Below are 13,838 nucleotides of genomic sequence, written 5' to 3'. Positions count from 1 at the left end.
GACAATTGGAACCCGCGCCAGGTTGCCGCAGATTCAAATCCTGTGAGTCTGATAGGGCAACACTTCTGTTCGGGTCAGGGCTGTTGTCCACCAATGTGCTGTACTGCAACGCTGCTGTTCGCCATCAGTTCGAACCTGCTGGTGTGAGGTCGGGATGCCTCGCGCGGGGTGGCGACGAAGATCTGTGCGGTTGCGGGCAGTGCATCGGCAACGAGAAGCGGGGGACTCGCCGGCGGCGGTCCGGTCGTTGTCGACGGGCAGCAGGTTGGGGTGTCTCGCAGAACTGAGATCCGCGCGGCCTCTCGCTGGTACATCTTGCAGACGAAGAAGGCCCCGATCGGATGATCGAGGCCTTCTTTGCGTGTCCGGAGGGGGATCATTCGCTATCCACAGTGGTCGACCTGCGGAAGCTCTGAGTGTCGAGCCCGTTGCGTCATAGGCTCGCGCAACGGGCTCGCCTCCGACTGCCCCGAGCTCGACACGGGTGGGGTGGTTTCGACGTCGTGTTGTGCGAGCCGGACGGATAGCGACCGGCAGGCCGAATGCCCAGGCCGGGGTGTCGGTGGTTGATCTGGCCACCGATAGACATTCCTTCCCAGCAGTCAGCCGTTCTGCGTGGGCGTTCAGCCACGGCACCGACGGCGATGCCGCGGGGCCCCGCGTAGGCGAGTTCGAACCCGATCCTGGCTGAGTAGTGGGAAGAACGCGAGGTGGACGGTGGGAACCGCAACCGGCGAACTGCACGAACAAGATCGCTGCACCGATTCGGCCTCGAAGCGACCTGTCTTTCGACGAGGGCCGGCCAGGTTCTCGACCGAATTCGAATTCGAAGCCGGGTACCCGGATCTCGGCGCGCGTGATGGGCACGGTTGCCGGGTAGGTTGTGGGTGGGGGTGGTTCGAGGTGGGGATCGTTATGTCGGTCGATGATGTCGCGCGATCGCGGTATCCGTTGTTGGCGGTGCCGCATTTCGGGTGGTTTTGGTTCGCCGAGTGTGTCGATCCTCGGTACCTACATCACCGCTCAAGTTCTGGAGATCCTCGCGCTGCGGCTTCGGCTTGGGCAGCCCATGAGTTGCTCAGTGACAGGCGGGCGGTCGGATGAGTCAGTACTACGAGATGGACGGGACCACACTGTGGAATCCCTCGAACGGCGTTTCGCGGCTGTTCTTGAACCATGTGGGATTCTTCGAGGAGGAACTCGGTGTTCCCTCGGGGATCGGCCCGATGGAATCGGACGTGTGTGAGGTCACTCCTGTTGTACTGGAGGTGTTTTTGGCGACCGTCCTAGCCTGGCGTGGCCGTACCGACCACGCTGTTGTGCAGGCGCTGTCTGACGGCTTTCTCGCCACATTGTTGGTCATATCCGAGCGGGCCGGCATCACCACGTCTTGGGATGCTCTGGGCGCCTGTGGAACGGGTGGAATGCATGACGTGCAGGTACCTTCGAGCCCACTGGCCAGCCAAGGCGGCGGGTTCGAATGGAGCGTCACTGTTCTTGAGCGTGCACGTCAGCTCGACAGCTTCATGGGCAGCTAGCGCGTCTGGCCGCACGGTAGTCGGCAGAAGCGGACGTTCGTGACCGTGCGATAAGCGGCATGAGGGGGCGTTTAGCAGCGCACACGTCCGGCCCGAGCTGCGCCGTCCGACTGGGCTTGATCGCCGATGGGGGAGCCCAGCCGTTCGTGCTCAGCGGACCGTCGGGGCTCGCGGCGTAACCGCCTCGCGCAGCTCGGCGGCGGTCCGGGCGATGAGTTCGGAGAAGGTCGCGTCCGGGTCGGCCAGCCAGCGGGACGTGGCGCGTCGGGAGATCGCGATCGCAATGTTGGAGATGAAGCTTGCTTCACCGGAATCGATGCCGCGGCGTTCGAGTGCTCGCGTCAGTGCGTTGGCGATGTCGGCGAGCTTGATCAGGTCGCGTTCGGCCAGTGCCGGGTTGGCGGCGATCACCCCGACGCGGCGCAGCAGGAACTCGCGGGAGCGAAAGACGTTGGTCGGCGGTCCCCAGCGCAGTCAGCAGCGCCTCGAACGGCATGAGGTCCGGGGCCGCCGTCTCGACCCGGGTGACGAGGTGGGCCGCGTCCTCACCGTCTCTGACTTCGCTGCCGCGGCCGAGCTGGGTGCCCGGGTAACCCACATCGAGATGCGCTACGACCTGCTCGACGAGTTCGCCCGGCTGGCCGGCGAAGGCGTCCTGGCCGTATCGGTCGCCCGCACCTACACTCTCGACCAGATCCACGAGACTGCCAAGCTCAGCCAGTCCCGTCGGTCCGGCGGCAAGCTCACGCTCGTCCTGTGACCGCCTTGCCTCCTGGCCAGGCAATCCCTCCGCCGCGATCGCGGCGACAGATTGCCGTCGTGCTCCAGATCTCCACATCGGCAGCATCGCACGGACGGTTGTTCCCCACCGGCAACGCTCGGCCCGACCACTGTCGCCTTCACCGCGGCGTGAGCGGACGTTCCTTCCGATGACGTCCTGACACCGGAGCGGTTGCACGCCAGGACTAATCGCCCCCTGATTCCCCCCGCCGAGTCGCCGTCACCGACCACACGAACCCGAACCGCATTACTCACCCATTCCGTCGCGGTCGCGTCGGCCGGGTCCTATCCGGCCAGACCCCGGAGCAGACCCTCCAGGTCGCGCTCGCCCGCGCGGGTCTGGGCGCCGTTCGCCATTCCGCCGCGGATCAATCGCTCGGCCGCGGGACGAGCGAACGTGCCCGCCCAGGCGAGGTGCTCGCGCAGCAGGCCCTCGCCGAGGTCCTCGGGGGCGACGGCACGCTTGGCCGCCGCGATCACCCCCTCGGGCAGGGCCGCGATGTTGCGGGCGAGGCGGTCGACGAGGTCGTCGAGCTCATCGGCGGGAACAGCCCGGTTGACCCAGCCGTAGCTCTGTGCGTTCTCGGCGTCGAACAGCTCGGCACCCAGCACCGCCTCCAGCGCGCGGTGCCGCCCGACTCGGGCGGCCAGATACTGGGTGCCACCACCACCAGGGACGATGCCCATGAGCGCTTCGATCTGACCGATCCCTGCGCGACCGATCGCCGCGAACGACATATCGGCGGCCGCAACGAATTCCGCTCCGCCGCCGCGCGCGATCCCGGCGAGTTTGACAATGGTCACCTGGGGTTGGTGCCGGAGCAATTCACCGAGGGCTTGGAAGACGTTGACGCCGTCAGGCAAATCGGCCGCGATTTCCGCGAAAGCGTTGGGTGTGTCGACCAGCGACATGTCGACGTGCGCGATGAAGAACTCCGGGTCGGCGCTGTCGAACACGATCACCCGAATCGAATCGTCGTCCCGGACTGCGGCCAGCAGGTTCCGCAGGTCGCTCATCAGGGCTACGTTCAGCACGTTGACCGGCGGGTTGTCGAGCGTGACGTAGGCGATGCCTGCCGCACGGCGCACTCGCAGGGTCGTGTAGGTGTCATGGTTCATGGAGATCTCCAATTCGTACCCGATAGGCATCTAGGTTCCTGATGCATACTTACCCTGCGGCGACGGGAGACCGGCGTCAATAACGCACTTTCAGCATCGTAAGGATTACGGAGGATACCGATTTGACCAGCTCCGACCCCGGGGTCGTCTTCCGATCCGACTGCCCGAGCCGCCCGATCCTCGATCAGATCGCCGACAAGTGGTCGATGATGGTAATGGCGATCCTTGACGAGCCCCGTCGGTTCAACGAGATCAAGCGCCGCCTCGACGGTGTGACCCAGCGGGTCCTGACTCAGACGCTGCGGCGGCTGGAACGCAACGGGATGATCGTTCGCCGCGTGCTGGCGACGTCCCCGGTCGGGGTCGAGTACTCGCGCACCCCGCTCGGCGAATCCCTCCGGGAACCGTTCGACCGGCTGTACGCCTGGACGGTGGCCAATGCCGACGAAATCCAAGCGCGCCAAATCGATTACGACCGAGGGGAACCCGCGCAGAACCTGTGATAAGAACCCATCCGAAATTCGAAAGACCTGGTGCGCGCTACGTTTTGGTCACCGCGCGGCAGTGCCGATGTGGTCGAACATCACCGGACGGCAAAGTTGCGACTGACAGGCTCAGCCGAAGGGTATGCAGCGGCTGCTGAACACATACCTGGTCCGGCGACCGTGGGCCTGGTCTCAGGCCCACGAGCACGGTAACGGGGTCGGCGGATTCGATCTCGATGTCGGTGTCGGGCATGGCCGCCAGGCCGACGGCATCGACTGCTCACATCGCGTAGACGGCAGGCCCGCTGAGGATCGGGACCCGGTGTCGGGTCGGCGTGCCCAAGAACGGATAGGCCGGCGCAACCTCGCTATCGCCGTCGAGGCGAACAACATCGGACTCGTGCAACCGTCGCATCGCCGCGGCGAGTGAATTATCGTGCCCGGCAAGAACTTCGGCTAGTTCTGGCACCGTGGGTGGGCGTCCTCGTTCGGCGAATCCTCGCGGGGTAGAGCTGACACGCCGGACTGGGCACTGATCCGGCCGTCGCGAAGGGGTCGCGGCCGTCGATCAGCAGGGTCGGTGAGCCGGTCATCCCGGCCGATACGGCGTGTTCGGCGTCGCGCACGATATGGTGCACGATCCCGACTTCGACCGGCCACTGCTCGGCGATGCGGTTCTCGAGCACCGGCACATTCGGGCAGTCGGGGACCTGGACGGTGTCGATGATCTGTGTGATCTGCTGGCGTGCGTTCTCTCCGTCCACGACCCGGCGCGTCTGGATGCGGTCGCTACCCAGCTCAACGGGCGACCACGCGAAACGCTCGGCCGGGAAACCCCAGCCGAGCGGTTGCATAAACTACTCGCGGCCTGAACAACTGACCACGTGTTGCGACGACCCCTAGAAATCGCCGATCGACCTGCGGTCGTGGGGCAACCTGGCAGATCGGGGCTGGGATGGCGCAAACCCGTCGCCGCTCTGCTGCTCGAACACCGAGGTTGCGGCATCGCCACCCGTACACCACCTAGTGCTCCGCTGTCGCGGCAGTGAGCCCGCCGTTGGGCGATGTCGACCATGATGGGCTGACAGCTCAACGGATCTGCCCGCAGGCTTCGGACCGCGGGCACTCCGTACGCCATTAGGTGAACAGAAAATCCGTCACCGGATGGGCGGTGCCCGCCACACGCCGCTCGCGATACTGCCCGACCAACCCGTCGAGCCGCTCCAGGTGCGCACGCGCTGCGGCCTGCCACTCGACCATAGGTAGTACCCACAGTTCAAGGGAGTGGTCGAGGTCGTTGTGCAGGCTCACCTGGCCATGCTCCCGCACCGGCTTGCGGTGGCTGGTTCGCCCTGAACCCGGGTCCGGAACGGCGACTTGGATGTGGCTTCTCGATCGGGAAGCCGCGTTCCCGATGTCGCTCGGGGATGCCTCGAAAGTGAATACAGAATCCATGATGTTGCCTGTCGGGAGCGCCTCCGATGGTGGCGCTCGCGCCGATATGGGGCGAGCCCGCAGCTACCGTGGAGGCTATGCCAACTGCTGTGCACCCCGCAGATCTCGTCATCACCCGGGCCACGCCGGACGAGTGGGCCACCGTCGTCGAATGGGCCGCGGCCGAAGGATGGAATCCGGGGGAGGCTGATCGCGGCGCGTTCTTCGCCCAGGATCCGCACGGATTCTTCCTCGGGCGGGTCGACGGGGAGCCCGCCACGGCGGTCTCGGTGGTGAACTACGGCGACACCTATGCCTTCCTCGGCTTCTACCTGGTCCGACCCGATCTGCGCGGACGTGGCTTCGGGATTGCCACGTGGCGAAAGGGGCTCACCCACGCGGGTGCCCGTGTGGTCGGGCTCGACGGGGTCGTGGACCAGCAGAACAACTATCGCCGCAGCGGATTCGAACTCGCCTATCGTAGTGCGCGTTTCGGCGGTGTCGCGGCCTTGCCCGCACCGGACGGGACCGTTCGCGTCCTGCTGCCCGATGAGGTGGGTGATGTGCTGGCCTACGATGCGCGTTGCGTTCCCGCGGCCCGGCCCATGTTTCTGGCGCGTTGGCTGACCGAGCCGACACACCGCACCTTCCTGCGGATCGTCGACGCAACCCTCACTGGATTCTGCACTGTCCGCCCCGCCCGCGACGGTTGGCGGGTCGGCCCGCTGTTCGCCGACACGGTCGACGACGCGCGGCAATTGCTCGCCGCGTGCGCGCGAGCCTCGGACGGCGCGTCACTGGCGGTTGATGTGCCACTGGGTAACGAACCGGCGGTGCTACTGGCCGAGACGGCAGGCCTCACACCCACGTTCGAGACCGCGCGCATGTACACCGGTGGCGTCCGAAACCATCTCCAGGACAGGGTTTTCGGTGTCACTTCCCTCGAACTCGGGTGAGGCCACAGGACACATCCTGATCTACGCGAGGCCGTCCGCGCGCCTGTGTGGCGCGCCGCAACGGCGATTTCTAGGGGTCGTCGCAACACGTGGTCAGTTGTTCAGGCCGCGAGTAGTTTATGCAACCGCTCGGCTGGGGTTTCCCAGCCGTGCGTTTTGCGTGGTCGCCCGTTGAGCTGGCGCCTCCAAGCACGCGGTCATCCGTTTCACCGAATCGGTGCGTGACGAACTCACAGGCACCGGTGAGACTGTGACCGCGGTCCTGCCCTCGGCCGTGCGCACCGATCTGGTCGCCGGTGTGCAGCTCGGCGGAGGCTGCCAACCGTAAAGCCCGAACGCATCGCCGAAGCCATGGTCGCGTCTTGTCGCCACCGGCGCACCCTGGTCGCGGTGCCGGGTTGGATGCGCGTCTACGAATTGGCCGCCGCGGTCCTGCCCGACCGGGTTGCGGTGGCCGTGCGCGGTCACCTCACCCGCGACCGGGTGCTGCACAGCCTCAACACCGGCGCCTATGCCGACTACGACGCCTGCGTACGCCGCGACGCCGACACCGCTCTCTGACCTGACAAGGAAGTCAGCAATGACGCTGCGACACACACTCATCGGCGCGCTGAGCACCGCCCTGCTCGTCTGCCCCGGCCTGCTCACCGTGCTCCCCGCTCGTGCGGGGATGAGCCGGTCGACCGGACGTTCAGCGGCTGCCTCCACAGAAACCCCACAGTTTTGACCGGAATCAATGGGAATTCATGCGATTCGTTGAGAAGAGTCGTTTCTCGGAAACCCTTGGTACTGAGTACTATTCGGAACTGATGAGTAGGTTCTGGACAACTGGAACCCGCCCCAGGTGGTCGCAGGTTCAAATCCTATGAGTCTGGTAGGCCAGCACTTCTGTCTGGGTCCGGGCTGTTGTCCAGTTCTGCAACGCTGCTGAGCGTCATCAGTTCGAATCTGCTGGTGTAAGGTCGGCGATGCCTCGCGCGGGTGGGCGACGAAGATCTGTGCGGCCCGAGCGGTCCGGTCGTTGTCGGCGGTCAGCTGGTCGGGTGTCTCGCGCAACCGAGATCCGCGCGGACTCTCGCCGATACATTTTGCAGACGAAGAAGGCCCCGATCAAATGATCGGGGCCTTCTTTGCGTGTCCGGAGGGCGACTCGACCACTGCGCACACCAACTGATCCGGCAGACGTCGTTGGTGGTGGGCTGACGCATGCGGTGGGGGAGGCCTGACGCGGTCGGTTCCCACGGCAGGGCCGTGCCGGTACGCTGTGAACGCCAAACATTAGCTTGTATCAAGCCTGTGCGCGGCCGATTACCCAGTCACGAACGCCCTGCACTCGGGACGAGCGCGGGGCGTTCGGCGTTGGTCAGTTGGGTTGGCTGGAGCGGAGAGAGCGGACGGCGGGCGGAGTGCTCGTGCCGGAGCGTTGGCCGCAGAGCATGTCGACCGGTAAGTACTTCTTACCGGCGGCGGCTACGTGGAGTCGAGTGCGCACTTCCGAAGTCGGCGGTCTATCTGCGCGAAACGTGCCTCTGGATCGGGTTATCGCCCAATTCTGTGACCCTCAGCGGATACGCACTACGAAAACGCTGCTCGCTAGACAGGTCGACTGTTGAGAGCAACGGATCGGCGAGGTCTGTGGTAGCAGTTCGATGGCGTCTGTGTGCCGTACCGCCTTCTGGTAGGGCGCCGCCAAGGTTGTTGTGCGAGAACAGGGGAGCGGTTGGCGTCGAGAGGTGCCGGTTCATCGACCACGACCTGGCGAAGAACACATCGGCGCGAGAGCACCTGCTGAGTTGGCCCGAGGCCTGGTCGGCATATTCCCTGTCGACCGTGTGCCGGGCTGTGGATTCGTACCTGATCACGTCATCTGCTCGGCGGCAACTCGAGTTTGAACGGCGGTGCTCGCGAGGTGATTCGACATCGCGAATACGTTGTGTCGGTTACGATCTCCACGAACTCCCAGCAGCACGAGCCTCCTGTGATGGCAGCCGAAGTACGCACCGACCGGCGTGCCGCGTCGTAGTGGTGTTGAACCAGTGGTGGCAGAACGTACTCATGGAGTTTGCCTGCCGGACCGTTCGACTTCAGGAGACACAATGCCGTTGCCCCCGGTAGGCCCGGCTCCGAACATTTCTCAAACGCACGAGGTCGCGACGCAGCATGGCTACGGGGCAACAGTCGATATTGCCCGCCCCACGAGCGGCGAAGCAGTGACGCAAGTGAGGTGCGGTGCTTGCGGCGAGGTTGGTGTCTACCGCGTGTTCGATGCGAAACGCACGCTGACACTGCGTAACCGGTGGCGCGCACTGATCGCTGGATCGGTCGCGGTCGCTGTCGGGTTCTTCATTGCCGCCATCGCTGTGCTCCCCGATCCGTTCAGCGGTCCTGGATTGGCACTATGCGCCGGAATATTCATCGCAGCGGTCGCCTGTGTGGTGTTCAGGAACCTCCTCAGCCAAGAAGACGGCGTGCGTATCGACAAGGATGCGACGACCGCGGCCAACCGCGTCGAATTCAACTTCGTGGATCACGACTTGAAATTCCTGCGACGCGGGAGGATACAGTGAATGATCTGTCCCCCATCCCCGCGTCGGGGGCCAGCGACGATATGTGCTGGTTCTGCCGTACACAGCGATCGGTCGCGGAGGCGGCGGGCAAAGTCGGGTTGCGGCGTGGCGCCGTCCCGTACGTCGAGGCCGACGCTGTGACAATTCCTCGGTGCCAGCCGTGCCGACGTCGATGGAACCGGCTCTGGGTGGTTCAAGGGGCAATGCTGCTGCTGTCTTCAGGCCTGGCGGTCGTGTGGTTGGCGAGTTTTAGTCTGTTGGACGAGCTTCCGATTGTGTGGTTCGTCGCCGCGCCCATCGTCGCGCTGCTGGTGTATCTCGGTTGGCGTCAGATGTTGCACCGCGTGACGAAGCGGATCGACACGCGGGTTCATGAGCATCCGGCAGTCGTGGCCGCCAAGTCGGAGGGATGGCGACCAGATCTCATGGACTTCTGGAACTGAAGCTCAGGTTCTCATCCGGCGGTTGGAGCAAATTCAACGCGGCATCGAGACGCACGGTGATCTCGTTGCTCACCATGGGCAGCTCCGGCCTGTCGTCACGTACCTACATCTTGTAGACGGCGTTCAACCTGCCGAGCCACACCGGTCCGGTGAATCGCGAGAATATGTTCGGGATCGTCTCGCTGATCTCGCGGCGGGCTCCGGGATCGCTGAGGTCAGCGTGACATCGTGGCGATCGAGGTACGGCCGTGAGCGACGGCGATGATCTGTGGCCTGCCCGAGGAGCTGGAGGTCGAGGCGGGGCCGTGGTGGTCGGCTTGCTCACCGAGATCGCCCTGCTCGCCGCCTCGGCACGCCCGGGGTTATGGCGGCGTGCTGGACTACCGGGGCCGAAAGCTTTTGACAGGAGCTCTGCCCTGAGCGAAGACACGATCGACTCGGGTGCCGAGCTGCGCGACAACGGTGCACAGGACGGGGGCGCTCGGCGCTCCCCACGGCTGGACCGGTCCTGATCCTGGAATCGGCGGTTGCGCTGATCGATGAGGAAGGCCTGGGCCATCTCACGATGCGCCGTCTGGGTTCGTGGCTGGGCGTGGAAGCCATGGCCCTGTACCGCTACGTTTCCGGGCGTGACGACCTGCTGGCCGGTGTGGTCGATCACCTCGTCGACCAGCTCTACGAGCAGAACCTGATGGAGCCCGACGAAGTGGGCGGCAGCTGGCAGGGGTATCTGCAGCGCCTCGCGCACGGTGTGCGCCGCGTCGCGATCGAGCACCCCGAGGTCTTTCCGCTGATGGCCTCGAGCCCACCGCAAGCACCCTGGCTGTGCCCGCCGCTGCGCAGCCTGAACTGGATGCAATCCTTCCTCGAAACCATGCTCCACTACGGCTTCGATGACCATCAGGCGGTCCAGGTCTACCGATCCTTCGCCACGTTTCTCCTCGGCCACCTCCTCCTCGAGGTGGCAACAAGAGGTGTCGAGCTGAGTCCGATCATCAGCACCGAGCCGGGCCAGCACGAATCATCGGAGCTGGCCGACTATCCGCATGTGTATCGCCTGCAGGGCCACCTGGCAGCCAACCGTGCTGCTGATGAGTTCGAAGAGTCTCTCGAGGCACTGCTCGATCGACTCGAAGGGATGCGCCGCGCTCGACATCGCCCCTGAGTGGCGGCCCGATGATGTCGTGCCTGGCAGTCCTCGACTGCCGGCCCTGCGGATGCGGGCCGCCACCCTGCGAGAACCGTGATGTCCGTGCCCAGGCTGCTCAAGGTTCACCACACACAGAGTTCGCACAACGAAAACCGGCTCAGAAGCCCGCTGTTGATCACATCCGATCGCGGGGCAGCAACGACGAGCACTGTGGATCTGGCTGATCGAGGGGCTGGGTCGACCCCGGCGCGGGTGAGGTCGACTGTCTCGCCCGGGAGGACGGGCGGCGTCTCGCCTTGATCCGTGACTGCCACCGACGGCAACGACTTCTGCTAATGGAGTAAATCTGTCATGTCGAGTGTAGACATTCTCGGTTTCGAGGGTATATAGTCGCTCTCGTTCCTGCTAAGAAATCAGATGGCCGGGCAGGTGAACTGCCCGGGACGACAAGTTCGACCGTCCCCTCAGGCGGAGAAGAGAATCCGGTGCCGTCGGCTGGACCGCCGAGGGGGGCGAAGAAGCATGGCAAGTGAAGTACCGCAGGTAGAACCGACGATTCAGGAGGTGGTGGCCACTGATCAGCCATTTAGATGTCCCGCATCCCGGGAGTTGTCGGATGCGGTGTCTGAGATCGGCCCCTGCGGCCGGTGAAGGCAAGTGAAATCAATCCCTCAGTCGTAAATCACGGCCCCGGCGCCCAGTGCGCCGGGGCCTTCCGGCTTTGAATCCGAGAGGCCTCGTGCAGCACCCGAACATCCATCCCGCCGACGGCGCCAGCGCCGCGGACAAGCTCGATGACGACACCTACCCCGCCTACAGCATGGGGCGCGCCGCGGAGATCCTCGGCGTCACCCAGGCGTTCCTGCGCGGCCTCGACGCCGCGCGACTACTGACCCCGCAGCGCTCTGCGGGCGGGCACCGCCGCTACTCGCGCTACCAACTGCGCATCGCCGCACGCGTGCGTGAACTCGTCGATGCGGGCAACGCACTCGAGTCGTCGTGCCGGATCGTGATCCTCGAAGATCAGCTCGCCGAGGCTCAGCGCATCAACGCCGACCTTCAGCGCGAACTCGACACCCGAGCCGACGGCTGACTACGGGATTCCGAGCACCGATCGTGGGCGAGCATCGATCAGTGATGTAGCTCCTTCGGTCGGGCCAGTTCGGTTTCAGGGGAGGAGACGAAGTCCTCCATCGACGCGTTGTCATAGGAGTGCCCGACCCAATGCATCGATTGCGCTATCGCGTTGTCGGCCAGCCGATTAGCGAACCGGAATGCCTTGTAGGTCCAGTATCGACCGACCCGGGAGCAGCTCGCAGCTCGCCTGCGGGTGGAGGAGGCTCGGGCCGAGGAACACCGCGAGAGATTCAGAGCCAACGTCGAGTTGGCCTGCGCCGTCGAGTCCACCACGCTTGGCTTCGCCGGGCCCAACTCTCATACCTCCACCACGTTCGACCATTCGTTGTTCTAGTAGCCGCGCTGGCTGTTTCCCAGCGTCCCAGCCACCACTGACAAGTGAATCGAGTCGCTAGGTAGGCTGGTGCGCTGGCCCTGGCGACATTCGGTGCCGGGAAGCGCAGCGTGGTGGTTTCGGGTTCGGCCATGCGGGTGCGCCTCATGAACCCGTCGAAGCCCTCCTGCATGACGGTGGCGAGTTCGGTCCGGCCCTGGATGCGTTCCCCGATCACCGATACGAAATCGGCGTCGCGGGTGAACGGGGCGGCGAAAGAGGTGCCGTCACCTGCGGCCCAGGCGTCCATCTGCTCGCGCAGCAGGGCGAGGATGGCGGTTTCGTCAGTCACGGCGTCACCGGTCCCCGGCGACGCAGACCCGTGAACTCGAGGGCGGCGAAACTCGCGACGAGCGTTGCGCCGGACAGCAGGAAGACCCGGCCCCAATTCGTCAGCGGAATCAGATTGATGACAGCGACGACGGTAGCCAGGCCACACGGACGCGACGACCAAGCTCGGCATCCTGCTCAAACAGCGTCGCAAACGCACCGACGGGTACCGCCGAGTCACCGACAGCGGCCACAACGACACCTCCGACGAGTGAAGTATCGTCGAAGTTCGGGTGTGCCCTGCCACTCCCGTCTCACGCCGAACCGTTGCGGCCGCCGTTGACGCGTACATCGCCCGCCTCAACGGTGCCGCCATTATGACGAGAACTAGGCGCGGCAACGCGCACTCAGTGCCGAGGGGACTGTGCAAACAGCGGTGTAACTTCGAATCAAGGTGACTGCATCCGAGCAGGGCGGCTAAGCCCGCCGAGGTTGTGGCACGTTGATGTGGCCGTTGGTGGCGGCATTACGCAACCAGGTTTCGGCTTCGTCGAGGTCACCCATTCGATAGAGCAGCACGCCGAGGTTGGATACGTGTTTGCCGCTTCGCGCCAACTGTCTGACAGTCAGCAGCAACGCACACTCATCCCGCTGATCGTGCGGTCCCGAACGGCCGACGTGGCGCCTTGGTTGATCTACCACGGCGTCATCAGTACCGACGCGGGCGAGCGGGCGCTGGAATTTCGACTTGTCGTCAACCGGTCCGGGTGGGATCGGTGACGTAGCGGAGTTCTGCAGGCTTGCCGTCGGCGCCGAGCACCACGACCTCGTAGACAACACCGCGTTGGGGCAGCGGTCTGGGGACTTCGCCAGCGGGTGGACGAGGCAGGTAGTAGGTGGCGCGGCTTCCGAGCTCGTTGACCGCGTAGTTGCGCGTCCCTGCGAGTGGACCGTCCAACAGGAGACCTTCACAGAAGGGGATCTTGGGCGAGCGGTCGACGCGGTCCAGGTCGAAGCGGGCTTTGATCTCATCATCGGTCAGGTCCGGCTCGATGCGTTCGGCTCGGCCGTCATCGAGGAGGAGCAGGCGGCGACCCTCGTTATCTGGGGGAAGAGTACTCACTACCCCGATGTGATCAGCCACGCCGCATTCTCCCATGAGGCTTTGCTCTGGGCATGCGTCCCAAACACACCCTCGATGTGCTCAATACTCTCATCGACCGGATCGTCGCCCGCGCGCCGACAACGCTGTCGCCGACAGAACCTGGTAACACGCCGACGAACGCGAACCATCGGTATGCAAGGCATCGCGGCGCGCGCCCCGGGGGGTTCATCGCCCAGACCGCGCTGTAGTTCGCACACTCGGAGCGCCGATCTCGGTACGTCAACAGGAACAGACCTGCGCCCAGCGCGCCAACCGGAGAACGCCTCGTCCTCAAGAATCGGGGATTCCACCGTCTGCTATTTGACCGCCGGCGAATGCAGAAATGGGCAGTCGCCACCTGATACGACAAGACCGCTGCTTCTTACCGAGAAATGCCCGACCTGGCCACCATTCTCAGATGGCTTTTTGAGGGCGCGGCCGT

Annotated in this window: 18 protein-coding genes; 12 read left to right on the top strand and 6 right to left on the bottom strand. The window is 64.7% G+C overall.

All coding sequences use genetic code 11. The features are described from left to right. The first annotated feature begins 1,100 nt into the window (after positions 1-1,100). Complete coding sequence (locus ACWFRF_RS05085; protein ID WP_379312677.1) at positions 1,101-1,538, top strand: DUF6086 family protein; 438 nt, start codon at positions 1,101-1,103, stop codon at positions 1,536-1,538. A gap of 150 nt (positions 1,539-1,688) precedes the next feature. On the opposite strand, the gene ACWFRF_RS05080 is transcribed toward ACWFRF_RS05085, so the two are convergent. Beyond that, positions 1,689-1,964 carry an acyl-CoA-like ligand-binding transcription factor gene (locus tag ACWFRF_RS05080; protein WP_379312691.1) on the bottom strand — a complete coding sequence of 92 codons (276 nt, stop codon included), beginning with the start codon at positions 1,962-1,964 and terminating at the stop codon, positions 1,689-1,691. Between the two features lie 25 nt (positions 1,965-1,989). Between ACWFRF_RS05080 and ACWFRF_RS05075 the strand changes: the two genes are divergently transcribed. Then, positions 1,990-2,298 (top strand): hypothetical protein, encoded by a 309-nt coding sequence (locus ACWFRF_RS05075; protein ID WP_379312676.1) that lies wholly within the window; start codon positions 1,990-1,992, stop codon positions 2,296-2,298. Positions 2,299-2,603: 305 nt separating this feature from the next. Here ACWFRF_RS05075 and ACWFRF_RS05070 read toward each other — a convergent pair whose 3' ends face one another. Next, on the bottom strand, positions 2,604-3,467 hold the full coding sequence (locus ACWFRF_RS05070; protein ID WP_379312674.1) for an enoyl-CoA hydratase/isomerase family protein: 864 nt from the start codon (positions 3,465-3,467) through the stop codon (positions 2,604-2,606). A gap of 92 nt (positions 3,468-3,559) precedes the next feature. On the opposite strand from ACWFRF_RS05070, the gene ACWFRF_RS05065 reads away from it, so the two are divergent. After that, positions 3,560-3,940, top strand: a complete 381-nt coding sequence (locus tag ACWFRF_RS05065) for a winged helix-turn-helix transcriptional regulator (RefSeq protein WP_452448987.1) — start codon at positions 3,560-3,562, stop codon at positions 3,938-3,940. 413 nt (positions 3,941-4,353) lie between these two features. Here the strand turns inward: ACWFRF_RS05065 and ACWFRF_RS05060 are convergent, their stop codons facing one another. Next, entirely contained in the window at positions 4,354-4,686 is a 333-nt protein-coding gene (locus ACWFRF_RS05060; protein WP_452448986.1) for a hypothetical protein, read from the bottom strand. Positions 4,687-5,059: 373 nt separating this feature from the next. After that, positions 5,060-5,233, bottom strand: coding sequence for a hypothetical protein (locus tag ACWFRF_RS05055; protein ID WP_452448985.1), 174 nt, complete (start codon positions 5,231-5,233; stop codon positions 5,060-5,062). Positions 5,234-5,454: 221 nt separating this feature from the next. Between ACWFRF_RS05055 and ACWFRF_RS05050 the strand changes: the two genes are divergently transcribed. The 8 genes from ACWFRF_RS05050 to ACWFRF_RS05015 all read left to right on the top strand — a co-directional run bounded on the left by ACWFRF_RS05050 (position 5,455) and on the right by ACWFRF_RS05015 (position 11,565). Beyond that, the gene (locus tag ACWFRF_RS05050) at positions 5,455-6,312 is read left to right on the top strand and encodes a GNAT family N-acetyltransferase (protein ID WP_452448984.1); all 858 of its coding nucleotides are present in this window, start codon (positions 5,455-5,457) and stop codon (positions 6,310-6,312) included. A 217-nt stretch (positions 6,313-6,529) separates the two neighbouring features. Then, on the top strand, positions 6,530-6,640 hold the full coding sequence (locus tag ACWFRF_RS05045; RefSeq protein WP_379318376.1) for a hypothetical protein: 111 nt from the start codon (positions 6,530-6,532) through the stop codon (positions 6,638-6,640). Positions 6,641-6,663: 23 nt separating this feature from the next. Further along, the gene (locus ACWFRF_RS05040; RefSeq protein ID WP_379318374.1) at positions 6,664-6,873 is read left to right on the top strand and encodes a hypothetical protein; all 210 of its coding nucleotides are present in this window, start codon (positions 6,664-6,666) and stop codon (positions 6,871-6,873) included. 19 nt (positions 6,874-6,892) lie between these two features. Continuing rightward, complete coding sequence (locus tag ACWFRF_RS05035; protein ID WP_379318372.1) at positions 6,893-7,039, top strand: hypothetical protein; 147 nt, start codon at positions 6,893-6,895, stop codon at positions 7,037-7,039. Positions 7,040-8,408: 1,369 nt separating this feature from the next. Beyond that, positions 8,409-8,879 (top strand): hypothetical protein, encoded by a 471-nt coding sequence (locus ACWFRF_RS05030; RefSeq protein WP_379314820.1) that lies wholly within the window; start codon positions 8,409-8,411, stop codon positions 8,877-8,879. Positions 8,880-9,082: 203 nt separating this feature from the next. Then, on the top strand, positions 9,083-9,322 hold the full coding sequence (locus ACWFRF_RS05025) for a hypothetical protein (RefSeq protein ID WP_379314819.1): 240 nt from the start codon (positions 9,083-9,085) through the stop codon (positions 9,320-9,322). 565 nt (positions 9,323-9,887) lie between these two features. Further along, on the top strand, positions 9,888-10,487 hold the full coding sequence (locus ACWFRF_RS05020; protein ID WP_452448983.1) for a TetR/AcrR family transcriptional regulator C-terminal domain-containing protein: 600 nt from the start codon (positions 9,888-9,890) through the stop codon (positions 10,485-10,487). A gap of 724 nt (positions 10,488-11,211) precedes the next feature. After that, positions 11,212-11,565 carry a MerR family transcriptional regulator gene (locus ACWFRF_RS05015; protein ID WP_378626791.1) on the top strand — a complete coding sequence of 118 codons (354 nt, stop codon included), beginning with the start codon at positions 11,212-11,214 and terminating at the stop codon, positions 11,563-11,565. A 274-nt stretch (positions 11,566-11,839) separates the two neighbouring features. Here the strand turns inward: ACWFRF_RS05015 and ACWFRF_RS05010 are convergent, their stop codons facing one another. Continuing rightward, a complete protein-coding gene (locus tag ACWFRF_RS05010; protein WP_379317520.1) occupies positions 11,840-12,274 on the bottom strand; it encodes an SgcJ/EcaC family oxidoreductase in 435 nt (144 codons plus the stop codon). 485 nt (positions 12,275-12,759) lie between these two features. Here ACWFRF_RS05010 and ACWFRF_RS05005 point away from each other — a divergent pair, with 485 nt between their 5' ends. Next, positions 12,760-13,032 carry a hypothetical protein gene (locus ACWFRF_RS05005; protein ID WP_452448982.1) on the top strand — a complete coding sequence of 91 codons (273 nt, stop codon included), beginning with the start codon at positions 12,760-12,762 and terminating at the stop codon, positions 13,030-13,032. Here the strand turns inward: ACWFRF_RS05005 and ACWFRF_RS05000 are convergent. After that, positions 13,007-13,375, bottom strand: a complete 369-nt coding sequence (locus ACWFRF_RS05000) for a hypothetical protein (protein ID WP_379317523.1) — start codon at positions 13,373-13,375, stop codon at positions 13,007-13,009. The two genes, ACWFRF_RS05005 and ACWFRF_RS05000, sit on opposite strands and share 26 nt — an antisense overlap. Between the last annotated feature and the right edge of the window lie 463 nt (positions 13,376-13,838).

It is taken from the genome of Nocardia sp. NPDC055165, from assembly GCF_053606985.1.
This window is presented reverse-complemented; position numbering and strand designations above follow the sequence as displayed.

Bases quoted from the DNA above. Each gene is read 5' to 3' on its own strand.
- ACWFRF_RS05085 (WP_379312677.1), top strand. From the start codon at position 1,101: ATGAGTCAGTACTACGAGATGGACGGGACCACACTGTGGAATCCCTCG.
- ACWFRF_RS05070 (WP_379312674.1), bottom strand. From the start codon at position 3,467: ATGCCTATCGGGTACGAATTGGAGATCTCCATGAACCATGACACCTAC.
- ACWFRF_RS05050 (WP_452448984.1), top strand. From the start codon at position 5,455: ATGCCAACTGCTGTGCACCCCGCAGATCTCGTCATCACCCGGGCCACG.
- ACWFRF_RS05040 (WP_379318374.1), top strand. From the start codon at position 6,664: ATGGTCGCGTCTTGTCGCCACCGGCGCACCCTGGTCGCGGTGCCGGGT.
- ACWFRF_RS05035 (WP_379318372.1), top strand. From the start codon at position 6,893: ATGACGCTGCGACACACACTCATCGGCGCGCTGAGCACCGCCCTGCTC.
- ACWFRF_RS05030 (WP_379314820.1), top strand. From the start codon at position 8,409: ATGCCGTTGCCCCCGGTAGGCCCGGCTCCGAACATTTCTCAAACGCAC.
- ACWFRF_RS05025 (WP_379314819.1), top strand. From the start codon at position 9,083: ATGCTGCTGCTGTCTTCAGGCCTGGCGGTCGTGTGGTTGGCGAGTTTT.
- ACWFRF_RS05020 (WP_452448983.1), top strand. From the start codon at position 9,888: ATGCGCCGTCTGGGTTCGTGGCTGGGCGTGGAAGCCATGGCCCTGTAC.